20 protein-coding genes and 1 other RNA gene are annotated in these 24,012 nt (G+C 70.8%); 15 read left to right on the forward strand and 6 right to left on the reverse strand.

The features are described 5' to 3' along the window. Positions 1–191: 191 nt before the first annotated feature. The 7 genes from KK087_RS05775 (at position 192) to KK087_RS05805 (ending at position 5,423) form a co-directional block, all read left to right on the forward strand. Complete coding sequence (locus KK087_RS05775; RefSeq protein ID WP_017886068.1) at positions 192–527, forward strand: STAS domain-containing protein; 336 nt, start codon at positions 192–194, stop codon at positions 525–527. Beyond that, positions 527–940, forward strand: coding sequence for an ATP-binding protein (locus tag KK087_RS05780; protein ID WP_214564505.1), 414 nt, complete (start codon positions 527–529; stop codon positions 938–940). The genes KK087_RS05775 and KK087_RS05780 overlap by 1 nt, the downstream gene beginning before the upstream one ends. A 103-nt stretch (positions 941–1,043) precedes the next feature. Then, the gene (locus KK087_RS05785; RefSeq protein ID WP_214564506.1) at positions 1,044–2,027 is read left to right on the forward strand and encodes a helix-turn-helix transcriptional regulator; all 984 of its coding nucleotides are present in this window, start codon (positions 1,044–1,046) and stop codon (positions 2,025–2,027) included. A 47-nt stretch (positions 2,028–2,074) separates the two neighbouring features. Next, positions 2,075–2,653 (forward strand): RBBP9/YdeN family alpha/beta hydrolase, encoded by a 579-nt coding sequence (locus KK087_RS05790; protein WP_214564507.1) that lies wholly within the window; start codon positions 2,075–2,077, stop codon positions 2,651–2,653. Between the two features lie 107 nt (positions 2,654–2,760). After that, complete coding sequence (locus KK087_RS05795; protein WP_214564508.1) at positions 2,761–3,762, forward strand: hypothetical protein; 1,002 nt, start codon at positions 2,761–2,763, stop codon at positions 3,760–3,762. A gap of 78 nt (positions 3,763–3,840) precedes the next feature. Beyond that, complete coding sequence (locus KK087_RS05800; protein WP_214544695.1) at positions 3,841–4,686, forward strand: Nif3-like dinuclear metal center hexameric protein; 846 nt, start codon at positions 3,841–3,843, stop codon at positions 4,684–4,686. 2 nt (positions 4,687–4,688) lie between these two features. Beyond that, positions 4,689–5,423, forward strand: coding sequence for a zinc ribbon domain-containing protein (locus KK087_RS05805; RefSeq protein WP_214564509.1), 735 nt, complete (start codon positions 4,689–4,691; stop codon positions 5,421–5,423). A 404-nt stretch (positions 5,424–5,827) separates the two neighbouring features. On the opposite strand, the gene rnpB is transcribed toward KK087_RS05805, so the two are convergent. The 3 genes from rnpB to map all read right to left on the reverse strand — a co-directional run bounded on the left by rnpB (position 5,828) and on the right by map (position 8,053). Beyond that, an RNA gene (rnpB, locus tag KK087_RS05810) (RNase P RNA component class A) lies at positions 5,828–6,188 on the reverse strand. Between the two features lie 169 nt (positions 6,189–6,357). Further along, on the reverse strand, positions 6,358–7,113 hold the full coding sequence (gene ppgK / locus KK087_RS05815) for a polyphosphate--glucose phosphotransferase (RefSeq protein ID WP_214530461.1): 756 nt from the start codon (positions 7,111–7,113) through the stop codon (positions 6,358–6,360). Between the two features lie 76 nt (positions 7,114–7,189). Continuing rightward, positions 7,190–8,053 carry a type I methionyl aminopeptidase gene (map, locus tag KK087_RS05820; RefSeq protein WP_214564510.1) on the reverse strand — a complete coding sequence of 288 codons (864 nt, stop codon included), beginning with the start codon at positions 8,051–8,053 and terminating at the stop codon, positions 7,190–7,192. A 149-nt stretch (positions 8,054–8,202) separates the two neighbouring features. On the opposite strand from map, the gene KK087_RS05825 reads away from it, so the two are divergent. From KK087_RS05825 to KK087_RS05850, 6 genes are all read left to right on the forward strand, one after another. Further along, a complete protein-coding gene (locus KK087_RS05825) occupies positions 8,203–8,382 on the forward strand; it encodes an SPOR domain-containing protein (RefSeq protein ID WP_027465448.1) in 180 nt (59 codons plus the stop codon). Between the two features lie 96 nt (positions 8,383–8,478). Further along, entirely contained in the window at positions 8,479–9,816 is a 1,338-nt protein-coding gene (glnA, locus tag KK087_RS05830; protein WP_027465449.1) for a type I glutamate--ammonia ligase, read from the forward strand. Between the two features lie 36 nt (positions 9,817–9,852). Next, entirely contained in the window at positions 9,853–12,804 is a 2,952-nt protein-coding gene (locus tag KK087_RS05835) for a bifunctional [glutamine synthetase] adenylyltransferase/[glutamine synthetase]-adenylyl-L-tyrosine phosphorylase (RefSeq protein WP_214564511.1), read from the forward strand. A 549-nt stretch (positions 12,805–13,353) separates the two neighbouring features. Next, positions 13,354–14,967: a glycosyltransferase family 2 protein gene (locus tag KK087_RS05840; protein ID WP_214530464.1), complete on the forward strand. Its 1,614-nt coding sequence runs from the start codon at positions 13,354–13,356 to the stop codon at positions 14,965–14,967. Continuing rightward, entirely contained in the window at positions 14,960–16,522 is a 1,563-nt protein-coding gene (locus tag KK087_RS05845) for a glycoside hydrolase family 26 protein (protein WP_214564512.1), read from the forward strand. Before KK087_RS05840 ends, KK087_RS05845 begins: the two co-directional genes overlap by 8 nt. Further along, positions 16,519–17,946: a UDP-glucose dehydrogenase family protein gene (locus tag KK087_RS05850; RefSeq protein ID WP_214530466.1), complete on the forward strand. Its 1,428-nt coding sequence runs from the start codon at positions 16,519–16,521 to the stop codon at positions 17,944–17,946. The genes KK087_RS05845 and KK087_RS05850 overlap by 4 nt, the downstream gene beginning before the upstream one ends. A gap of 431 nt (positions 17,947–18,377) precedes the next feature. On the opposite strand, the gene glnA (KK087_RS05855) is transcribed toward KK087_RS05850, so the two are convergent. Continuing rightward, positions 18,378–19,802 carry a type I glutamate--ammonia ligase gene (glnA, locus tag KK087_RS05855; protein ID WP_017886082.1) on the reverse strand — a complete coding sequence of 475 codons (1,425 nt, stop codon included), beginning with the start codon at positions 19,800–19,802 and terminating at the stop codon, positions 18,378–18,380. Between the two features lie 140 nt (positions 19,803–19,942). Between glnA (KK087_RS05855) and KK087_RS05860 the strand changes: the two genes are divergently transcribed. Beyond that, positions 19,943–20,398 (forward strand): RDD family protein, encoded by a 456-nt coding sequence (locus KK087_RS05860; protein WP_214564513.1) that lies wholly within the window; start codon positions 19,943–19,945, stop codon positions 20,396–20,398. Between the two features lie 360 nt (positions 20,399–20,758). On the opposite strand, the gene KK087_RS05865 is transcribed toward KK087_RS05860, so the two are convergent. After that, entirely contained in the window at positions 20,759–21,475 is a 717-nt protein-coding gene (locus tag KK087_RS05865; RefSeq protein ID WP_214530468.1) for a DUF4191 domain-containing protein, read from the reverse strand. Positions 21,476–21,603: 128 nt separating this feature from the next. Between KK087_RS05865 and KK087_RS05870 the strand changes: the two genes are divergently transcribed. Next, positions 21,604–22,404, forward strand: a complete 801-nt coding sequence (locus KK087_RS05870) for a hypothetical protein (protein WP_214564514.1) — start codon at positions 21,604–21,606, stop codon at positions 22,402–22,404. A gap of 74 nt (positions 22,405–22,478) precedes the next feature. On the opposite strand, the gene sucB is transcribed toward KK087_RS05870, so the two are convergent. Beyond that, positions 22,479–23,984, reverse strand: a complete 1,506-nt coding sequence (gene sucB / locus KK087_RS05875) for a 2-oxoglutarate dehydrogenase, E2 component, dihydrolipoamide succinyltransferase (RefSeq protein WP_214530470.1) — start codon at positions 23,982–23,984, stop codon at positions 22,479–22,481. Between the last annotated feature and the right edge of the window lie 28 nt (positions 23,985–24,012).

The raw sequence follows: 24,012 nt of genomic DNA on the forward strand, positions 1-24,012 counted from the left end.
CCGTCGGACGCGCGGTCGCCGAGCGAACAATCGTGACCTCTCGGCGGACGTGAGCGGGGTGTCGTGACCGCTCGCGGCGGCGTCAGTCATGGTCCAGGTGACGGCGACTCGGCGACATCGTGACCATTCCGAGGCGTCGAGCCGGTAGGTTGCTGCTTGCAAGGCGCACCGATCTGAGGAGACCAACCGAGATGGACATCGTCGTACACGAGGCGGAGACCGACACCGCCGTCCTGGAGTGCAGCGGCCGACTCAACATGGTCTCGGCGCCCACGTTCCGCGAAACGGTCGCGCAGATCGTCGGGAACGGGCGTTCGCGGCTCGTCGTCGAGCTCTCCGGGGTCGAGTTCATGGACTCCTCCGGCCTCGGCGCACTGGTCGGCAGCCTGAAGACCGCCCGACAGGCCGGCGGAGACCTCCGTATCGCGGCACCGTCGGAGCAGGTCCAGATGGTCCTGAAGCTCTCGAACATCGACAAGATCCTGCGGACGTACCCCGACGGGGACGCCGCGGTGACCGACTGGTGATGACCGCCCCCGTCGCCGAGCACATGCTCGCACTGGCGTGCCCGCCGGACGACGTGTCGGCCGTGCACGACTTCCTCGCGGGCGTGTGGCAGCACGACCCCACCGTCTCCGCCGAGGACCGGATGGCCCTCGAACTCGCCCTCGTCGAGCTGACCTCGAACGTCATCGAGCACGGCGCCCGAGCCGACGGCGTGTCGTGCGAACTCCGTCTCGAGATCGGCATCGAGCGGTTCCAGGCCCTGCTGTCCGACGACGGGGTCGCTGCGACGGTCGACCCGGACGCGGCCGAGCTGCCGGACGACTTCGCCGAGGGTGGTCGTGGTCTGGCCCTCGTCCGCATGGTCGTCGACGACCTGCGGTACGAGCGCATCGCCGACCGGAACCGGTGGACGGTCCTGCGCGAACGCCACTGATCGCTCCGGACGGTCATCCGCGCAGCGCACTCGACGGGCCGTAAACCGCAATGACGCGGTGGGGATTGCTGCGCATCCCGGACACCGTGTCACGATCTGCGCGATGACTGTCGAACCCGATCCCCGGATCCGGTTCGAGACGTCCGGTTCCGGACTCGACGCCGCCGTGCAGCTGTACGAAGAGGCCTACGAGAGCAGCGGGTTCTCGGCGTCCCGGACCGATCGCCCGTTCGCGTACCGGTTCCAGGTCGTGGGCAACGACGCGATGACCTTCCGCTCCACCCGGTTCGACGGGCGGATGCAGGGCGAGGTCGAGGTCCCCGACGAGTACGTCGTGATGTGGACCTCCGACGGCGGGGGACGGGTTGACGTCGGGCGTCAGGAGGTCGACTTCGCGCCAGGGACGCCCCGGGTCTTCCCCACCAGGCGCCCCTTCGTGTTCGACCTGCAGGACATCCGGCAGAGCCTGGTGCAGTTCGACCGTGCGTACCTCGAGGGTGTCGCCGCCGAGGTGCACGGCACCCGGCCCGGTCCCCTCTTCTTCGACCACACCGCCGTGCCGCGGCCCGAAGACCTCCGCGCCTGGAACGCGCGGGTCCAGCGCGCCGCCTCGGTCGTGCTCGGCCGGGCGCCGCTCACCGAACTCGCCCTCGCCGAGACCGTGCGCGAGACCGCGCTGTCCTTCCTCCAGACGTTCCCGCACGAGTCGATCGCCCCCGACGTCGCCCTGCCGCAGGGCGCCACCGGCCGGGTACGCCAGGCCCTGGAGTTCATGCACGCCTTCGCCCACACGCCCGTGACCACCACCGACGTCGCCGAGCATGTCGGACTGAGCGTCCGCGGGCTGCAGCAGGCCTTCCAACGGCAGGTGGGCACGGCGCCGAACGCGTTGCTCCGCGGTATCCGGCTGGACCGCGTGCACGAGGAGCTCCGTCGGGGGTCGGCGGGTGAGCTCACCGTGGCGAGCGTCGCGCTGCGCTGGGGCTTCGCGCACCTCGGCCGGTTCTCGGCGGCCTACGCGGCGCGCTTCGGTCAGTACCCGCGCGACACCCTGCAGCAGCCGCGCGGCGCGGTCCCGCAGCCCTGACCCCGCGACACCGCGGTCCTCGCCGGCCCGTTCGCTACGCTGCCGGGGTGAGCAGACCGCGACCGTGGGTGATCGTCCCCGGGATCTGGAACTCGGACCCGGACCACTGGCAGTCCGTCTGGCAGCGGGAGCATCATCAGCGGCGCGCCGTCGTCCGCATCGCTCCGGCCTCCTGGAGCGAACCCGACCCGGACGACTGGCGTGCCGCGATCTCGAGGGCAGTTGCCGCGTGTCCCGAACCCCCGGTGCTCATCGCCCACAGCCTCGGCGTGCTGGCCGTCGCCGACTGGCTCGCCAGCACCACCGATGCGCCGGACCGTGTCGCCGGGGCGTTCCTCGTTGCCCCGCCCGACCCGCTCGGTGGATCGTTCCCGGCCGAGGCGTCCGGCTTCGCGGCGCCACGGCCCGTGCCCGCGGGGCAGCAGGTCCCGACGCGCCTGGTCGTGAGCGATGACGACCCGTACTGCAGTGCGGATCGAGCCCTCGCCTTCGCGCAGGTCATGGGCGCGCAGAGCGTGCGCATCGGGGCCCTCGGACACGTCAACGTCGCGAGTGGTGTGGGGCCGTGGCCCGCCGGTCGAGCACTGCTGCGGACGTTCGAGGACGGCATCCGACCGCCACGGTGAACCATGCGCGCGACACGCCGTTCAGGTTCGGCCCGATATGGCAGGCCGTGCAGCGACACACCGCGGATGTCCGACGTTTCGGCGTCGGCGATATTTATCCTTCGGACATGGAGACCCAGTCCGGCGCACGCACCCCGCTCGTGGACCCGTTCGGCCGCGAGCTCGAGGAGTGGCTCCGCGACGCCCCGGCGACCCGCGCCCCGTACGTACCGGACCTCGTCGTCCCACCAGTCACCGGGCCCGTGCAGCGCCCCGGCTTCACCGTGGCGCCCACGGCCGACGAGGCGGCCGCACCGGCACCGATCGGCGCTCCCGCCTTCCGTCGCGACCGTGCACGCCACGCCGCCGTGTGCGCCCCCTCGTTCCCGGAGCCACCCGAGCGCCTGGCGCTCCGCATCGAGGACCTGGCCGTCGAGGTCTCGTCGTCCACCGGCCGCAGCACCGTCGACCGCATCGTCCTGCTCGAGGACGAGGTCCGCCGCCGCGACGAGGACCTCGCACGCCTCGCCGCGTGGGAAGCCACCGTCGCCGGCTCCGACGACCCCGAGGTGACGGCCGCCCGCGCCTTCGCCCACACCGTCTTCGCCGACCTGCTGGCCGACGCCGCCGCCGAGGCGGACCGCCGCGACCGCGCAGCAGCCCGTCGCGCCGCGACGACCCCCGTCCCGCTCGTCACCCGGCGTGCAACGGCATCTGCACGGGCACAGGCACCCGCGCCGGCTGCCGCTTCCGCCGGGGCACCGATCGCGACCGTCGCGCCGGCCGTGGAACTCGTCACCCCGGAACGCGACGAACCCGTGCGACCGGTGCCGGGCCTCCCGGCCGTGTCCCCGGTGTCCGCGGCCACGCGACCCACCCCGCTCGTCCTGCCCGCCACCGGGCCGACGGTCATCGACCGCGCGGCCTTCGCCGCAGCGCTCACCGCGCACCAGGGCGTCACCGCCAGCACGCCGGTTGTCCTGCCGGACGCCGTCGCGGCGCCGGTCCTCGACACGTCGGACACCCTGACCGAGGCTCCGGCCGAAGCCGCCGAAGCCGCCGAAGCCGCTCCCGCCGGCTGGTGGTCGCGACTCGTCGCCCGTCTGCTCGGCCTGCTCGGTCGCCGCTGACGGACTGCCTGGAGGCCCGGATCGCCCCACGCGGACCGGCTGCCCCTGCCGGGGCGGCCGCCTCGGTAGACTGACGGGATGCCGACGCTCCGCGAACTCCAGGCCGTGATCGAGGACCTGTGGCCCGCCGCCGGTGCCGAGTCGTGGGACGCCGTCGGGCTCGTCGCGGGCGACCCGGACGCCACCGTCGAGCACGTGCACCTCGCCGTCGACGCGGTCCCGGCCACCGCCCGTGAAGCCGTCGAACTCGGCGCCGGTCTCCTCCTGACGCACCACCCGCTGCTGCTCCGTGGTGTCACGACCATCGCCGAGTCGACGTACAAGGGCAGCGTCCTCGCGACCCTCGTGCGCGGCGGCAGCGGGCTGCTCGCGGCGCACACCAACGCCGACGTCGTGACGACCGGCACCTCGGCCGTCCTCGCCGACCGCCTCGGTTTGACGGAGCAGCACCCCCTCGACCCCGGGGCGGACCCCGCGACGGGGATCGGTCGCGTCGGCGTGCTGCCGGAGGGGACGACCCTCGGCGCCCTCGCCCGGAAGCTCGTCGACCTGCTGCCGCCCACGGCGACCGGCGTCCGCGTCTCCGGCGACTTCGACCAGCCCCTCCGCACCGTGGCGCTCTGCGCGGGCGCGGGTGACTCGCTCCTCGGGCACCCCGCCGTGCTCGACGCCGACGTCTACATCACGAGCGACCTGCGCCACCACCCGGCCTCCGAGTTCCGCGAACAGGCGCTCCTCGGCGGCGGGCCGGCGCTCATCGACACCTCGCACTGGGCCACCGAGTGGCTCTGGCTCGACGTCGCGGCGGAACAGCTGCGCAGCCGCGCCGGGGTCCGCGTCACCGTGAGCGACCTCCGCACCGACCCGTGGGACTTCGCCGTCCTGCCGGCCGCCGAACCCACCACCCCCACAGAAGGAGCCTGACCATGAAGGCAGCACCCGAGGACCAGGTCATCCTCCTCGACGTCCAGCGACTCGACAACGACGTCACCCGGATCACGCACCGCATCACCTCGTTGCAGAAGGGCGACCAGCTGACCGAGCTCGGCAAGCAGGCCGCGGCGCTCCGGAGCGAGCTCGTCGCCGCCACCGGAGAGGTCGAGGACGCCGAGCGTGAGCTCGCCCGGCTGGAGTCCGACACCGCGATCGCGCAGGCCCGGGTCGAACGTGACACCACGATGCTGCAGAACGTCGGCAACGCGAAGGATGCCGCCGGGCTGCAGAGCGAGCTCGAATCGCTGCAGCGGCGCATCGGTGGTCTCGAGACCGCCGAGCTCGAGATCATGGAGAACCTCGACGGGCTCCGCGGCCGGGTCGGTGACATCGAGGCGAAGCTCGCCGACGTCGAGGCCGCCCGCGGTGGCCTGGTCGCCGAGCGTGACGCCGCGATCGCCCGGCTGACCGCCGACCGCGAGAGCGCCGAGCAGGCCCGCGCCGACGTCGCCGCCAAGGTGCCGGCCGAGCTGCTCGCGCTGTACGACCGGCAGCGTGCCCGCTACGGGTTCGGTGCCTCGCTGCTGCAGGGCGGCGTGTCGACGGCCTCGGGCGTGGCGCTCAACAACTCCGACCTGCAGACGATCCGTCGGGCCGCGCCCGACGACGTCGTGCTGTGCCCCGACAGCGACGCCATCCTGGTGCGGACGGCCGAGTCCGGGCTGTAGGCGCGCGACACAGACGGACGGGAGGCGCGGTGCCAGCTGGCACCGCGCCTCCCGTCCGTCGTGGGCCGGTCGCAACGCGTCGCTCGCCTGGCGCCGAGCGGTCACGAACCGTCGGTTGCGGTCGTGCCGGCCGACAGTTGGTGACCACTCGGCGAACCTGAGCGGGGAGTCGTGACCGCGCGCGCCGCCTGACGGGAGGCCCGTGGCGGCGCCGAACCGTGCCTCCCGTCCGTCGCGGGGTGGTCGCAACGCGTCGCTCGCCTGGCGCCGAGCGGTCACGAACCGTCGGCTGCGGTCGTGCCGGCCGCCAGTTGGTGACCACTCGGCGAACCTGAGCGGGGAGTCGTGACCGCGCGCGCCGCGCGCGCCGACCGATGCGGGCCAACCCGGCACGGAGAAGGGGGCGAATGGGCCGGCCGTACGCCGGGTTCTGTCCCGCCGCTTGCACGGCGGTGACGGCCATCTCTCTCGGACCGACGTTGCCGTCGGCCTCCAGCGGTCTACCCGAGGACTCGGCGAGCAGCCTCAGCGTCCTCTGTCTGACCTTGCTCCGGGCGAGGTTTACCGAGCGGATCCGGTCACCCGGACCCCTGGTGGTCTCTTACACCACCGTTTCACCCTTACCGACGTCTCCGCCGGCGGTCTGCTTTCTGTGGCACTGTCTCGCGGATTGCTCCGGGTGGGTGTTACCCACCGCCCTGCTCTGTGGAGCCCGGACGTTCCTCGGCGCTCCCGGGGGAGCGACGCGACCGTCTCACCGACCCATTCGCTGGTGCGAGTCTACCCGGCTCCACGGTGCCTGACGAGAACGGGCGTACCTGGAGAGAACGGGCGTACCTGGAGAGAACGGGCGTGCCTGGCGAGAACGGGCGTACCTGACGAGAACGGGCGTACCTGGTCGGAAGTTCCGACCAGGTACGCCCGATTCGACCAGCTATGCCGAGACGCTGCGCGCGGCCAGGGTCGCGGCGCCGATGATGCCCGCGTTGTTGCGGAGCGTCGCCGGGATGATCTCGGCCTGCAGGTCGAGCAGCGGGAGGAACTCCTCGTACTGCTTCGAGACCCCGCCGCCGACGACGAACAGCTCGGGGGAGAGCAGCGCCTCGAGCGTCGAGTAGTACTTCTGCAGGCGCTTCGCCCAGTGCTTCCACGACAGGTCGTCGCGCTCCTTGGCGGCGAACGAGGCGCGCGACTCGGCGTCGTGTCCCTCGATCTCCAGGTGCCCGAGCTCCGAGTTGACGATGAGCACGCCGTCGTTGATGAGCGCGGTGCCGATGCCGGTGCCGAGCGTCGTCACGATGACCAGCCCGTCCTTGCCCTTGGCCGCACCGAACTGCTGCTCGGCGAACCCGGCGGCGTCGGCATCGTTGACGAAGTGGATGGAGCGGCCGAGTTCCTTCTCGAACAGCGCCTCGGCCTCGAAGCCGATCCACTTCTTCGACACGTTCGCGGCGGACATCGTCTTGCCGTCCCGCACGATCGCCGGGAAGCAGACGCCCACGGGGACGTCGTCGGCCGGTGCGAGCTCGCCGATGATCTCCTTCACCACCGCCGTGATGTCCTGGGGCTTCCCGCCCTCGGGCGTGGCCTTCTTGATGCGGTCCGTGGTCAGGGCGCCGGACGCGACGTCGACGATCGCGCCCTTGATGCCCGTACCACCGATGTCGACGCCGACTGCGAGGGAGGTCATGAGGTTGTCGTGCCTTTCGGTTGCCTGCCGGAGGTGCCCGGTCAGGAAGAGGGTCCCGGTCCGGGAGCGGTCCCGGTCAGGAGACGGTGAGGAGCTCCGCGCCGCGTTCGGTGACGACGAGGGTGTGCTCGAACTGCGCGGTCCACGACTTGTCACGGGTCGAGACCGTCCAGTCGTCGGACCAGATGTCGGCCTCGATGCCACCGAGCGTGAGCATGGGTTCGATGGTGAACACCATGCCGGGTTCGATCACCGTGTCGTACTGCGGTGCGTCGTAGTGGGGGATGATCAGGCCGGAGTGGAACGCCCGACCGACGCCATGTCCGGTGTAGTCGCGGACGACGCCATAGCCGAAGCGCTTCGCGTAGGCCTCGATCGCGCGGCCGATCACGTTGACCTGCCGGCCCGGGGCGACGGCCTTGATGCCGCGACGCAGTGCTTCTTCGGTCCGGTTCACCAGGTCGGCCACCTCGGGCGCGGCCTGACCGACGACGAACGTGCGGTTCGTGTCGCCGTGCATGCCGTCCCGGTAGGCGGTGATGTCGATGTTGACGAGGTCGCCCTCCTGCAGCACGGTGTCGTCGGGGATGCCGTGGCAGATGACCTCGTTGAGGCTCGAGCAGAGCGACTTCGGGTAGCCGCGGTAGCCGAGCGTGGAGGGGTAGGCGCCGTGCGCGACGACGAACTCGTGCCCGATGCGGTCCAGCTCGTCGGTGGTCACGCCGGGGCGGATGGCCTCGCCGACGGCGTCGATGGCCTGCGATGCGATGCGCCCGGCGGCCCGGATGCGCTCGACCTCGTCCGGCGTGTAGGTGTCACCGAGACCGTGCTCGTGGGGCTCGACCTTCCCGACGTACTCCGGACGCTCGATGTCCTTCGGGACGGCGCGGTGCGGGGAGATGCGGCCGGCGGTCAGGTGTCCGTGTTCGTCCCGGGGCATGCGGACCACTCTAGCCGCGGCGCGACGCGCCGAGCGCAACCGCCCCAGGGTGCGGCCCGACGGGGTGGGCGCGACTGCCTGGAGGCCCGGTGCCGGTCCGCCGGACCGGCACCGGGCCTCCAGACGGTTGCGTGGGTACGGTGGGCGGCATGAGCGAAGACCGCATCGAGTCCCAGTGGTGGTTCAACGACAAGACCGGCCAGGTCGAGCAGGGCCCGCAGTCCCCGCAGCGCGACCGCATCGGCCCGTTCGCGACGCGCGAAGAGGCGCAGCACGCGCTCGACCGCATCGCCGCGAACAACGAGAAGTGGGACGCCGAGGACCGCTGAGCACCGCGGCGCGTCGCACGGACCCGCGCACACCGCCGGACCACTAGCCTGGGACGAGGCCCGCCAGCGGCCACCCGATACACGGAAAGGTCGTGCATGGACAAGCAGACGGACTTCGTGCTCCGCACCATCGAGGAGCGCGGGATCAAGTTCATCCGACTCTGGTTCACGGACGTCATCGGGACGCTGAAGTCGGTGGCGATCGCCCCGGCCGAGGTCGAGGGTGCGTTCGCCGAGGGCATCGGGTTCGACGGCTCCGCGATCGAGGGCCTCACCCGTTCGTACGAGGCCGACGTCCTGGCCCACCCGGACCCCTCGACCTTCCAGATCCTGCCGTGGCGTGGCGAGATCGACCCCACCGCTCGGATGTTCTGCGACATCACGACGCCGGACGGGCAGCCCGCCGTGGCCGACCCCCGCAACGTCCTGAAGCGCACCCTGGCGCGGGCGAGCGACCGTGGGTTCACGTTCTACACGCACCCCGAGATCGAGTTCTACCTGCTGAAGAGCCGCGAGTGGAAGGACGGCGGGCCGCAGCCCGTCGACCAGGCCGGCTACTTCGACAACGTCCCCGGCGGCAGCGCGCACGACTTCCGCCGCCGTTCGGTCCGCATGCTCGAGGACCTCGGCATCTCGGTCGAGTTCTCGCACCACGAAGCCGGGCCCGGGCAGAACGAGATCGACCTCCGCTACGCCGACGCACTGACGATGGCGGACAACATCATGACCTTCCGCACCGTGGTGAAGGAAGTCGCGATCGAGCAGGGCGTGTACGCCACGTTCATGCCGAAGCCGATCTCGGGCCAGCCCGGTTCGGGCATGCACACCCACGTCTCGCTGTTCGAGGGCGACCAGAACGCCTTCTACGAGGCCGGCGGCCAGTACCAGCTGTCGCAGACCGCCAAGCACTTCATCGCCGGTGTGCTCAAGCACGCGCCGGAGATCACCGCGGTGACGAACCAGTTCGTCAACTCGTACAAGCGACTCTGGGGCGGCGACGAGGCCCCGTCCTTCGTCACCTGGGGCCACAACAACCGTTCGGCCCTGGTCCGCGTCCCGCTGTACAAGCCGAACAAGGGCCAGTCCTCGCGCATCGAGTACCGCGGCATCGACTCGGCGGCGAACCCGTACCTGGCGTACTCACTGCTGCTCGCTGCCGGGCTCAAGGGCATCGAGGAAGAGTACGAGCTCCCCGCAGAGGCCGAGGACAACGTCTGGAGCCTCAGCGACTCGGAGCGCCGGGCCCTGGGCTACAGCCAGCTGCCCGCGAGCCTCGACCACGCCCTGAGCCTCATGGAGGACTCCGAGCTGGTGGCCGAGACCCTCGGCGAGCAGGTCTTCAACTTCGTCCTGCTCAACAAGCGGCAGGAGTGGAAGCGCTACCGCGACCAGGTCACCCCCTTCGAGCTCGACACCAACCTCGGCGCGCTCTAGAACCGAGCGCCCAGACCCCTCGGGAGCACGTTCCACATGACCGGTCGGACGACGACGTCACGTTCGGAGCTGGCCCGACTGGGGTTCGCCGAGCTGTCGGAGAGCCTCGCTCGGGCTGTCGATCTGGAGGCCCGGTTCGGCCCCGACGTGCCGCTGCCGGTGGGCGGGTCTGCCGTGCTCTGGGGCGGCACCGCCGACCCGGACGGCGCCTTGCGGATGCTCGAGCGGTTGCTCGAGCGCGCGCCGGAGGAGCTCCGCCCCGTCCTGACGGACGACGTGGCCACCGAGCGCCTGATCCACCTGCTCGGGGCGTCGATCGGCCTCGGCGAGTTCCTGCACCGGCGTCCCGCCGAGCTCGCCCTCTTGCTGGACCCGGTCGGAGCACCGTGGTCGCAGGAGCGGTACACGGCCTCGCTGACCGAGGCCGTCGACGGCGCGACAGGTGAGGACGCCCGGATGCGCCTGCGGGTGCGCTACCGCCGGCACCTCGCCCAGATCGCCCTGTACGACGTGCTGCACCCGGTGCCGACGGAGGCCTTCCCGGCGGTCGCTGCCGGGCTCGCCGACCTCGCCGGCGCCACCCTCGACGTGGCGGTCGACATCGCCCGGCGCGAGGTCCCGTTCCCCGCGGCCGAGGTGGCGGCGACCCCGCTCGCGGTGATCGCGATGGGCAAGGCCGGCGCCCGCGAGCTGAACTACGTGAGCGACGTGGACGTCATCTTCGTCACCGAGTCGACCGACGAGGTGTCCACCGACCGTGCCGTGCTCGTCTCCACCAGGATCGCGATCGCCGCCATGCACGCGATCACCGACCTCGCCGCCGAGCCCGCGCTGTGGGAGGTCGACGCGAACCTCCGGCCGGAGGGCAAGGACGGCGCCCTCGTCCGGACGCTCGAGTCGCACGTGGCCTACTACGAGCGCTGGGCGAAGGGGTGGGAGTTCCAGGCACTGCTCAAGGCCCGTCCGATCGCCGGGTCGGCCGACCTGGGGGAGCGCTACGCCGAGGCGGTCGCGCCGTTCGTGTGGAACTCGTCCACGCGGCCGGGGTTCGTCGAGTCGGTGCAGCGGATGCGCGAGCGGGTCACCGAGCACATCCCGGACGCCGACGTCGACCGGCAGCTCAAGCTCGGCCCAGGCGGGCTGCGCGACGTCGAGTTCACCGTGCAGCTCCTGCAGCTCGTCCACGGGCGTGACGACGTGTCCGTGCGGGTCCGCTCGACGTTGGAGGCGATGGACGCCCTGACCGACGCGGGGTACGTCGGGCGCGCCGAGGCCGCTCGGTTCGGGCCGGACTACGCCCTGCTCCGCGTGCTCGAGCACCGCATCCAGCTCCGCCGTCTGCAGCGGACGCACCTGATGCCCTCCGACGAGGAGGAGCTGCGGGTCCTCGCCCGGTCGAGCGGCGTCGCGGCGTCGGCCCAGGCCCTCGACGCCCGGTGGCGTGCCGTGAAGCTCGAGGTCCGCGGCCTGCACGAGCGCCTGTTCTACCGCCCCCTCCTGTCCGCCGTCGCCTCCACCGAGGACGAGATCGTCCTGACGAACGACCAGGTCGTCGACCGGCTCGCCGGTGTCGGGTTCGTCGACCCCGCCGGCGCCGTCCGGCACATCCGTGCGCTCACGCAGGGCACGAGTCGGCGCGCGGCGATCCAGCGCAACCTGCTCCCGGTGCTCCTCCGCTGGATGGCCGAGGGGCCCGCTCCGGACCGTGCGTTGCTGGCCTTCCGACGGTTGAGTGACGGCCTGGGGGAGTCGAGCTGGTTCCTCCGCATGCTCCGAGACTCGTCCGGTGCCGCCCACTCGCTCACCACCGTGCTGTCGGAGTCGGCGTTCCTGTCCGGGCTGCTCGAGCGCTTCCCGGAGGCCGTCGCCTGGCTCGACGAGCCGGAGTCGTTGCTGCGTCCGCGGCCGATCGACTCCCTGCTCGCCGAGATGACCGCGACCACCGCCCGGCACGGCAACGACGTCGACGGATCGGCCGCGCTGCTGCGTTCGGCACGGCGGCGGGAGACCCTGCGGCTCGGCATGGCCGCGGTGCTCGGGTCGCTCGACGTCGACGGGCTCGGGCCGGCACTGAGCGACGTCACCGAGGCCACGTTGGCCGGTGCCCTCGCGCTCGCCCGCCGTGACGCCCCGGAGGGCTTCGAGTTCGGGATCATCGCGATGGGTCGGTACGGCGGTCGTGAGCTCGGCTTCGGTTCGGACGCTGACGTGCTGTACGTGTACCGCGCACCCGACCTCGCCCCGGAGGTGGCGTCCCGCACCGCCCAGACGATCGTGCGGGAGCTCAACCGCCTCACCGAGGACACGATCCACCCGCTCGACCTCGACATCGACCTGCGCCCGGAGGGCAAGAACGGTCCCGTCGTGCGCACGCTCGAGTCGTACGGCGCGTACTACGCCCGCTGGTCGCTCACGTGGGAGGCGCAGGCGCTCCTCCGTGCCCGCGGCGCGGTGGGCGACGCGCAGCTCCTCCGCGACTTCGAGCACCTCGCCGACCGGACCCGGTACCCGGAGCAGATCGACGACCACCAGGTGCGCGAGGTCCGCCGCATCAAGGCCCGCGTCGAGTCGGAGCGGCTGCCCCGCGGCGCCGACCCCGCCCGGCACCTCAAGCTCGGCCGGGGATCGCTCAGCGACGTCGAGTGGTTCGTGCAGCTCCTGCAGCTGCAGCACGCGCTCGAGATCCCGTCGCTCCGGACCACGTCGACGCTGGAGGCGCTCGACGCCGCGGTCGACGCCGGACTGGTCGGCGCCGAGGACGGCGAGCGGCTCGGGGCCGCCTGGCGCTTCGCGTCGCGGACCCGCAGTGCGCTCGTGCTCTGGTCGGGCAAGACCACCGACGTCCTGCCCGTCGACCGGGTGCAGCTCGAGGGCGTGGCGCGGCTCATGGAGTACCCGCCCGGGTCCGCGAGCCGCCTCGAGGACGACTACCTCGGCGTCACCCGTCGTGCCCGTCAGGTGTTCGAACGCGAGTTCTACGGGGCCTGACGGGGCGCCTGGCCGACGCCTTGACGGGGCGCCCGGCGGGCCCCTGACAGGGTGCGACACGCCCGGGCGTCCTCCGAGCGGCCCGAGATGAGCAGCCATCGAAGGTGAATTCTGCGCGTCGCGCCGCGTCCCCCGATGTGACGTCGTTCGTACCCCTGTTCGAAGCGGCCTCCATGCTGTTACCGCACCGTGACCGGACTCCCACCGGACCGCCAGGGGACCTTTTCCGGTGCCCCCCGAACTACCCGGTGACCACCCGCTGACCGGGGCTTTCCGGCTGAGGGAACCCGCGCCTCCACACCGCACCTGTCGCCCATCCGGGCCGCCACCGACGCATGATCGGTCCGCAGGAGTGCTGTCAGCACGACGGGGGACCACTCTGACCCGCCGAGAGGGGGACCAGTGTGTACCCCGTAACGCGCCCGTAACGCCCCCGGACGGGGGTCGCGTTGCGCGGTCGTCCAGGTTCTGCATCAATTGCATCACCCGAACCGGCCCTGATTCCCCGATGAAGCGGAATCTCCACCTCGAACGTTGAAGCAGGGATCAGTGTTCACCTTCATTCTGCAGATCAGGCAGATGGTCGAAGGGCACCCCGAGTTCTACCTGTTCGCCGTGTACTCCGCGGTGATCTGGTTGCTCTGGTTGCTCAAGGTCGTCATCTCCGCCCGCTACCGCCCCTTCACCGGCACCTTCGTCGGTACCACCAGCGTCGTCGTCCCGGTCGTGGACGAACCGCTCGACCTGTTCCGCGACGTCATCGGCCGCATGGTCGAGCAGCGACCAGGCGAGATCATCGTCGTCATCAACGGCGCCCGCAACGAGGCGCTGGAGGAGGTCTGCGACGAGTTCGCCCCGCTCGTCCGCTGGACCCACACGCCCATCCCGGGCAAGCGCAACGCCGTCAAGGTCGGCACCGAGATGTCGAACGGCGACATCACCGTGCTCGTCGACTCCGACACCGTCTGGACCCCCGGCGCGCTCGAGGAGCTCCTCAGGCCGTTCGCCGACGAGTCCGTCGGTGGCGTGACCACCCGGCAGCGCATCCTCGAGCCGGAGCGCAGCTGGATCACCCGCTGGGCCGACTGGCTCGAGAACTCGCGGGCGCTGTACTCGATGCCGGCGCAGAGCGTCCTCGGGCAGATCGGCTGCCTGCCCGGGCGCACCATCGCGTTCCGTCGGAGCATCCTCATGCGGGTGATGGACCGGTTCATGCACGAGAAGTTCATGGGCGTCTTCCTCGAGGTCTCCGACGACCGCACCCTGACGAACCTCACGCTCAAGGAGGGGTACCGGACGGTCTACCAGTACACGTCGCTGGTCTACACGGACGCCCCGCTGCAGGTGAAGAAGCTGTTCAAGCAGCAGCTCCGCTGGGCCCGCGGCTCGCAGTACAACACGCTGCGGATGCTGCCGTGGATGCTCGGCCACGCCCCGATCCTGGCGGTGTTCTTCGTCACCGACATCATCCTGCCGTTCATGCTCTTCGGCGTGATCGCCGGCTGGATCTACCGGGCCTTCACGGGTCAGGGCGAGAACCTCTACCAGGGCATCCTGTCCCAGTACGGCTTCTCGACCGGCTTCGTCTACGTCGCGGCGCTCATGGTGATCTCGAGCGTGCTGAGCATGGCGATCCGCCAGATGCGGCACCTCTCCGAGAAGCCGAGTGACTTCTTCCGCCTGCCGATGTTCATCATCGTGTCGACGTTCTTCCTGATGCCGATCCGGCTCATCGGCTTCTTCCGCCTGGCGCACGCGTCCGGTTGGGGGACCCGAGCCGGTGCCTACGCCGGTGGGCCGATGCAGGAGGACCCCGCGGACGCCGCCCAGCCGCTGTCCTCGACCGCGCAGATCCCGGTCAGCCCGATCGACGCGGAACGGGCCCGGGCGACCGGGTCGGCGTCGGCGGCCCCGATCGACACCGTCGACCAGGTGGCCGTGGACCGAGCGTTCGACGAGCTCTTCGGTGCCGACGCGGCGACCAACTCCACCACGACCGTGCTCGCCACCCGCCGCGAGGCCGCAGCCGCGGTCGCCCAGCAGGAGGCCCAGCGAGCAGCCGCGCCGGCCCCCGCCCGAGCCCGTCGCTACAACCCGTACGCAGCGATCCCGTACGTGATCGGCATCGCGATCTTCGCCCTGGAGGCGTTCCTCATTGTCTGACATCATCCGTTCCTCGAGTGCGTGGTGGGCCCAGTCCAGCAAGCACGCCCGCCGGACGGCCATCGGCACGACGGCCATCGTGCTGGCCCTCGGGCTCATCACCTGGTCGGTCTGGATCTCGCCGACCGGCCCCGTCTCCACCGCCGTGCACCACGCGCTCGGCGTCGAGGCGCCGAAGGCCAAGAAGGTCTCGGCTGCCCAGTTGCAGACGCAGCTCGACGCCGCCCAGGAGCGCATCTGGGCGCTCGAGGGCAAGCTCGACTCCCGCACGGCCCAGGCCGGGTCGCGTGGCGACCAGATCACGGAGCTCAAGGCGCAGATCGCGTCGCTCCAGTCCCAGCTCGGTGCCGCGAAGAGCTCGGGAGGCTCGTCCAGCGTCAACGCATCGGGCTCCGGTGACGGCGGCTCGGGCTCCGGCGGTGCCGGTGCCGGTTCCGGGAACGGATCCGGTTCGTCGGACAACGGGTCCGGCAGCGGCTCGGGTTCGGGCAACGGCTCGGGCAACGGGTCCGGCTCCGGGTCGAAGCCGAACCCCGGCCCCTCCACCGACCCGGGTGCGACCCCGGTCGTGACGCCGACGAAGGCCGAGATCCTCGGGCAGCAGTCGCGCTGGTACGGGCTGTACACCGAGCAGTCCCCGTTCAACTGGGCCGAGTACGACGAGGTCTCCCGGCAGGTCGGCACCGCGTCGAACATGACCGGGTTCTTCCAGGGCTTCGACCAGGAGTTCAACGCCGCCGCGGTGCAGCGCTCCTGGGCCAACGGTCGCGTCCCGCTCATGACGTGGGAGACGGTGCCGGCGCAGACCGGCAACGACCAGAAGTACGTCCCCGGGTACACCAACGAGGACATCTCCGGCGGGTCGTTCGACGCCTACCTGACCAAGTACGCCAAGGCGCTCAAGGCCAACGGGCAGCCGATGGTCATCCGGCTCGACCACGAGATGAACGGCTCCTGGTACAACTGGTCCGAGGGTGAGGCCCAGAAGAACCCCGCCGGCTCCTACGTGAAGATGTGGCAGCACGTGCACGACGTCTTCCAGGCGAACGGTGCGAACCAGTACGTCATCTGGGACTGGTCCCCGAGTCGCATCGACAAGCTCGGCAACCCGAAGTACCAGACGCTCGACTACATGCGGCAGTACTACCCGGGCGCGGACTACGTCGACTGGGTCGGCATGAGTGGCTACTACCGCGACGCCACCGAGCAGCCGACCTTCGCCACGACGTTCGGTTCGACGCTCGCGCAGCTCCGGCAGATCGCGCCGGGCAAGGGCATCATGCTCAACGAGATCGGGGCGACCGAGACCGGCACCAGTGTCGCCAACCCGCAGAAGACGCAGTGGATCAACTCGCTCTTCGACGCCCTGGCGGACCCCGCCAACAGGGACATCGTCGGGTTCGCGTACTTCAGCGAGACGGCGACGACCATCGTCGACGGCAAGCGCACCACGAACGACTGGCGACTCAACTCCCGCGCCGACTCCCTGCAGGCATTCGCCCAGGGCATCAAGCGCAACGACATCGACTACGACCTGCAGGAGGTCAAGCAATGACCGCGTCCAAGAAGTCGCCCGACCAGGCAGACACCCGTCCCGCTCCCGTCATCAGCGTCATCGGCACCGGCTACCTCGGTGCCACCCACGCGGCCGCCATGGCCGAGATGGGCTTCGAGACCATCGGTGTCGACATCGACCCGTCGAAGCTCGCCGCACTGTCCGCCGGCGAGGTCCCGTTCTTCGAGCCCGGGCTGCCCGAGCTCATCACGAAGCACGTCGCGAGCGGCAAGCTCCGCTTCACGGCGGACATCGCCTCCGCGGTCGCCGCAGCGGACGTCCACTTCGTCTGCGTCGGCACCCCGCAGAAGGCCGGCTCGCACGCCGCGAACCTGGCGTACGTCGAGAGCGCCACCCGGGGCGTGGCCGAGAACCTCACCCACCCGGGCCTGATCGTCGGCAAGTCGACGGTCCCGGTCGGCACGGCAGCGCGGCTCCGCGGCATCGTCCGCGAGTTCACGCCCGCCGGCATCGACGCCGAGCTCATCTGGAACCCCGAGTTCCTGCGTGAGGGCAAGGCCGTCGAGGACACCCTGCACCCGGACCGCCTGGTCTGGGGCGGTGCCTCCGAGGCCGCCGACGCCGTGATCCGCGAGGTCTACGCGGCACCCATCAGCGAGGGCACGCCGGTGATCACGACCGACCTCGCCACCGCCGAACTCGTCAAGGTGAGTGCCAACGCGTTCCTCGCCACGAAGATCTCGTTCATCAACGCGATCTCCGAGATGTGCGCGATCACCGGGGCCGACGTGACGACGCTCGCCGACGCCCTCGGGCACGACGCCCGCATCGGCCGGAAGTTCCTGAACGCCGGTCTCGGGTTCGGTGGCGGCTGCCTGCCGAAGGACATCCGGGCCCTCATGTACCGCGCCAACGAGATCGGCGCTGGCCAGGTCGTCGGCCTCATGCAGCAGGTCGACGAGATCAACATGGGCCAGCGCCAGCGGGTCATCGACATGGCGATCGACTCCGCCGGGGGATCGGTGCTCAACCGTCGCGTGGCCGTCATCGGCGCCGCGTTCAAGCCCCTCACCGACGACGTCCGGGACTCCCCGGCGCTCAACGTCGCCGCCGCGCTGCACCTCCGCGGCGCCCAGGTGACGCTCTGGGACCCCGAGGCGATGGAGCCGGCCAAGCGCTCGTTCCCCACCCTGAGCTACGCCGCCTCGATGACGGACGCGATCGAGGGCGCCGACGTCGTCCTCGTGCTCACCGAGTGGGACGACATCATCACCGCCGACCCGGTCGCCCTCGGTGACCTCGTCGGTCGCCGCGTCGTGATCGACGCGCGCAACTGCCTCCCGGTCTCCGACTGGGTGAAAGCGGGGTGGACCGTCCGTTCCCTGGGACGTCCCACGCCGGTCACGGGTGCACCCGTGAGCGTCGCAGCGGGGACGAACGACGCGTTGGCCACGAGCCGCTAGTCACCGTTCGCGAGACGGGGTCCGTGCCGGGCGGCGCGGGCCCCGTTCCCGTGTGCCCGGGGTCCGTGGTCGTTTCGGGCGTACCTGGTCGGTTCGGGCGTACCTGGTCGTTTCGGGCGTACCTGGTCGATTCGGGCGTACCTGGTCGGGAGTTCTGACCAGGTACGCCCGATTCCGCTTTCCAGTCCACGTGCGATGGGAAGGAACGTGCGTCGCGACCGCCTGGAGGCCCGGCACCCGGCCGCCGGACCGGCACCGGGCCTCCAGGCGGTCGCCTCCGCGCCCCGCGCTCACGGTGGCCGCGTCGGCACGCGCTGGGCGACACCTCACGGGCGGCGCAGCCCGTGAGGTGTCGCCCACCCCGAAACGTGGCCGGCACGGCGAAGGGCCCCGCACCTGACGGTGCGGGGCCCTTCGTGCTGGCAGAGAACTCAGACGCCGAAGTACAGCTCGTACTCGAACGGGTGCGGGCGCTGGGCCAGCGGGAGGATCTCGTTCTCACGCTTGTAGTCGATCCAGGTCTGGATGAGGTCCTCGGTGAAGACGTTGCCCTTCGTGAGGAACTCGTGGTCCGCCTCGAGTGCGTCGAGTGCCTCGTCGAGGGAGCCGGGGACCTGGGGGATGCCCTTCGCTTCCTCCGGGGGGAGCTCGTAGAGGTCCTTGTCGACCGGCTCGTGCGGCTCGATGCGGTTCTGGATGCCGTCGAGGCCCGCCATCAGCTGCGCGGCGAAGGCGAGGTACGGGTTGCCGGAGGCGTCGGGCGCACGGAACTCGATGCGCTTGGCCTTCGGGTTCGTGCCGGTGATCGGGATGCGGATCGCCGCCGAGCGGTTGCCGGCCGAGTAGACCAGGTTGACCGGGGCCTCGAAGCCCTTGACCAGGCGGTGGTACGAGTTGATCGAGGGGTTGGTGAAGGCGAGCAGCGCCGGGGCGTGCTTGAGGATGCCACCGATGTACCAGCGGGCGAGGTCCGACAGTCCGCCGTAGCCGTTCTCGTCGTAGAAGAGCGGCTTGCCGTCCGACCAGAGCGACTGGTGGGTGTGCATGCCCGAGCCGTTGTCGCCGAACAGGGGCTTCGGCATGAACGTGGCGACCTTGCCCCACTGGTCAGCGGTGTTCTTGACGATGTACTTGAACTTCAGGATGTCGTCCGCGGCGTGGACCATCGTGTCGAACTTGTAGTTGATCTCCTGCTGGCCGCCCGTGCCCACCTCGTGGTGCGAGCGCTCGAGCTCGAAGCCGGCGTCGATCAGCTTGAGGGTGATGTCGTCGCGCAGGTCGGCGGTCTTGTCGACCGGCGACACCGGGAAGTAGCCGCCCTTGTACGGGGTCTTGTTGGCGAGGTTGCCGCCCTCTTCGTCACGACCGGTGTTCCACGCGCCCTCTTCCGAGTCGACCGCGTAGAAGGACTCGTTCTGCGTGACCGAGTAGCGGACGTCGTCGAAGATGTAGAACTCGGCCTCGGGGGCGAAGAACGCGGTGTCCGCGATGCCCGTCGACGCGAGGTACTTCTCGGCCTTCTTCGCCACCTGGCGCGGGTCGCGGCCGTAGATCTCGCCGTTCCGCGGGTTGTAGATGTCGAAGATCATGATGAGCGTGCGCTCGGCGCGGAACTGGTCGACGTACGCCGTGGTGACATCGGGGATCAGCTGCATGTCGGACTCGTGGATCGACGCGAAGCCGCGGATGGAGGAGCCGTCGAACAGCTGGCCGACCGAGAAGAAGTCCTCGTCGACGGTGGATGCCGGGATGTTGAAGTGCTGCTGCACACCGGGCAGGTCCGTGAAGCGGATGTCGAGGAACTTGACGTCGGTGTCCTTGATGAAGGCCAGGACCTCGGAGGAATCGCTGAACATGGGGCCGATCTCCAATGGGTTGGGTGATGTCGGAGGCACCGGTCAAGGCACCTCCGACGAGGCTATTGACACGGGGTTTCCCGGACATGACTGGATTGTTTCAGGCGTGTTACGCCCGGGCCGTCGCCTACGCTGGGACCATGGCCCGCAGCACCCCCAGTCCGTCCGCGTCCTCCGAACACCCGGACGGGTGGCCGGGCAAGGACCTCGGACTGCCGGAAGAGGGGCCGCGGAGCGTCGGTCGCATCGGTCGGCGGGTCGTCGCACTGCTGATCGACGGGCTCCTGGCCGACCTCGTCGCGTACGTCACCGGCGTGTGGTCGCCGATGAACGGCTCGGGTGACATCGCCCACACCTGGATCCAGCTCGCCATCTTCGCCGTGCTGCAGATCGTGTTCATCTGCCTGCTGTCCGGGTCGTTCGGGCACATCTGCGTCGGGCTGCGGGTCGTCCCGATGCGCGGCGGCTACGTCGGGGTGTGGCGGGCGATCGTCCGTACGGTGCTGCTCTGCCTGGTCGTGCCGGCGCTCATCATCGACCGCGACAGCCGGGGCGCGCACGATCGGATCGCCGGGACGGTGCTCGTCCGGCGCTGATCGCGTCGGCCGCGGGTGCGGCGCGCGGGCCATCCGCATCCGCACGGTGCGAGGTTGGTCGTCTGGTGCGAGGTTGCGTACTCCGTGCGCGCTCCGTCCCCTCGCACCGAGTACGCAACCTCGCACCATGCAGGGCCTCCGCTGCTCGCCCTCGCACCGTGCGAGGTTGCTCATCGGATCCGAGCTTGCCCGCCCCGTGCGCGGTCGGAGTCCCGCACCGAACTGGGAACCTCGCACGGTTCAGCGAAGGTCGCACGGTGCGGGCGTCGCGAACATCGACGCCCCGCCGTCACCTCACCCACACACGAGAACGCCCCCGACCATCTGGTCGGGGGCGTTCTCGTGCATGTGGAGCTTGGGTCAGCGCGGCCGTCCGGCACGGGCGCGCATCGGGTCCATGCCCTTCGGGATCGCTGCGGCGGGGCTCTGCGTCAGGGAGTCGAGGCGGTTCGCGACGGCCAGGACCTCGTTGCGGTTGAGCGACTTCTTCAGCTTGTTCATCGCGCGGGGGAGCTTGTGCAGCGTGAGGCTGTCACCCGTGCCGTCACCCACGTGCAGCACGTGCACGGCGACGTTCGGGACGATGCGCTGGACCTTGCGGCGCTCCTCGTCGACCTGGCGGTTCAGGTTGCCACGCTGGCCCTCGGTGATCAGGACGACACCGGGACGGCCGACTGCGCGGTAGACCGCCGCCTGCGACCGGCCGTGGACCGCGACGGGCATCTCGCTCGAGCGCCACTGGCGACGGAGGGAGTTCGACAGCACAGCGCCGACGGCACCCGGCTGCCCTTCGATCTGCGAGTACGCGGCCCGTTCGGCGAGACGCCCCAGCACGATCAGGAAGAGCAGCACACCGAGCAGCACACCGGCGACGATCCACAGGATGATCGCGAGCCAGTTCTGCCCCGGCAGGAGCAGGGCCAGCAGGACACCGAGGACGACCGGGCCGACGAAGGCGAGGGCGAACCACCAGACCGACGACGGGTCGGCCTTTCGGGTCATCTGGAAGACCTGGAACATCTGCTTGAGACGCCCCGGCTCCTTCGCCTTCTTGTCTGTGGAAGAGCTGCGTGCCATGCGAACAGGATACGGCCTCCGTGCGCCGGGGGAGACCGTCGCGCGTCCGGCTGTGCGCGAACACGTCTTGTCCACAGGTGCTGCAGGACAGCCTGGAGGCCCGCCCCGCCTCCGCCACCCTGGTCACCATGGAGACGAGCACCGACCACCACCCCGACCGCTGGATCGCCACCGGCGACGAGACCGATGTGCTCACGTGGGTCGCCGACCGCTCCGCGGCCGTCGAACGACACCTCGTCCCGGTGGCCGCCGTCGGTCGGACCCCGACGGGGCATCTCGTGGTCGACCTCGACCGGCCGACCGGCACACCACTCGTGGCGGCCCTCGAGCGACTGGGCACCCCCACCACCGGCGTCGCGGTGACCCTCGCGGTACCGCTCCTCGAGCTCCTCGTGGCGGCGCACGACGGCGCCGTCCTGCTCGGTACCGCCGGCATCGACGACGTGCTGGTGGACGACTCCGGCGCCGTCGTCCTCTGCGACCGCCCGAACAACGCGACGACCCCGACGACCCCGACGACCCTGACGCGCATCACCCACCCGGCGGACGCGACCCGGACCCTCGTGCTGGCGGCCCGGACGGTGTGGGACCGCGTCGACTCGGCCGAGCCCACCCAGGTCCAGGTGCTCGAGGCGCTGCAGGACGCCCTCGACGGCGACGGTCCGAGCGCCAGAGCGGCACTCGACGTCGTCCGTGCGAGTGCCCCGCCCCGCCCGTTCCGGTGGACCCCGGTGCCGAGCGACCTCGTGTTCGCCGAGCCGCCGACACCGAACGGGCAGGACGGACTGCTCGAGCGCCTCCGCGACGTCGTCGAACACGGCGTCCCGCTCGGAGCCGACCGGACACTCCCGCTCCGCCGGGTGCTCGTGGGGCTCGTCGTCGCCGTCGGCTCGGTGGTCGCCGCCCTCACCCTGCTCAGCCGCGGTTGACGTCGAACGCCCGGCAACGGGGACGGCCCCGGCCCCCACGAGGGGAACCGGGGCCGTCGGCCGTGCTGCTGGGATCAGTACCCGAGGTTCGGGGCGAAGTTGCCCTCTTCGAGGCGGTTCTTCACCGCGACGAGGTACCGCGAGGCGTCCGCCCCGTCGATGATCCGGTGGTCGTACGACAGCGCCAGGTAGACGAACGAGCGGATGGCGATGGCCTCCTGGCCGTCGACCTTCACGACCGCCGGACGCTTCGTGACGATGCCGGTGCCGAGGATCGCCGACTGCGGCAGGAACACCACGGGGGTGTCGAACAGCGCGCCGCGCGAACCGGTGTTGGTCAGCGTGAACGTGCCGCCGGCGAGCTCGTCGGGCTTGAGCTGGTTGTTCCGGGTGCGCTCGGCGAGGTCCGCGATGGACTTCGAGAACTGCGCCAGGTCCAGCGAGGCCGCGTCCTTGATGACCGGGGTCAGCAGGCCACGCTCGGTGTCCACCGCGATGGAGACGTTCTCGGTCTCCGGGTAGACGATCTCGTCGCCCTCGACCGTGGAGTTGATCTTCGGGTGGGCCTTCAGCGCCTCGGACGCCGCGAGGGCGAAGAACGGCATGAAGGAGAGCTTCGAGCCGGTCTTCTCGAGGAACTCCGCCTTGTGCGCGTCGCGGAACTGCGCCACCTTCGTGACGTCGACCTCGACGACGCTCGTGAGCTGTGCGGTCGAGGTCATCGACTGCACGGCACGCTCGGCGACCACCTTGCGCAGGCGGGTCATCTTCTCGCGGGTTCCGCGCAGCGGCGAGACCTCGGCGACGAACGGGCCGGACGCGGCGGCAGGTGCTGCTGCGGCCGAGGCGGCCGGAGCCTTCGCGGCGGCGGCGAGGACGTCCTCCTTGCGGATGCGCCCCCCGACACCGGAACCCGTGACGGTCGAGAGGTCGACACCCTGCTCGTTGGCGAGCTTGCGCACCAGCGGGGTGACGTAGCCGGAGGCTGCGCCGTCCTGCGTGGGGTTCGGGACCGCGGCGGCGGCCGTGGCGTTCGGCGCGGACGCCGGAGCCGGTGCAGCTGCCGGAGCGGCCTGGGCCGGGACGGCTGCCGGGGGAGCGGCGGCGGGCGGCGGGACCGGCGCGGCGGCCGGGACCGGTGCCGCGGCGGGCGGAGCGGACGGAGCCTGCGGCGCAGCCGGCTGCGTCTGTCCGGCCGGGGCCGGCTCGGGCTCGGTGGGCTCGGGCGCGGGGGTCTCGGACTCCTGCTCCGTGCTCGGAGCGGCTTCGGGCTCCTCGGCGTCGGCCGCGGCGGCGTTCGCGTCGGAGTCGGACGAGTCCGAACCACCGTCGGACGAGCCGGAGCCGTCGCCGATCTTCACGAGGGCGGTGCCGACCTCGACGGTCTCGTCCTCTTGCACCAGGATCTCCTCGACGACGCCGGCGATCGGCGACGGGATCTCGGTGTCGACCTTGTCGGTCGAGACCTCGAGCAGCGGCTCGTCGACCTCGACCCGGTCACCGACGTTCTTCAGCCATCGGGTCACCGTGCCCTCGGTGACGCTCTCGCCGAGCGCCGGGAGGTTGACGGATTCGCTCATCGGGTGGACTCCTCTTCGCGGGGGATTG

The sequence above is a fragment of the Curtobacterium aurantiacum genome, assembly GCF_018598555.1.
GTDB classification, from domain to species: Bacteria; Actinomycetota; Actinomycetes; order Actinomycetales; family Microbacteriaceae; genus Curtobacterium; species Curtobacterium aurantiacum.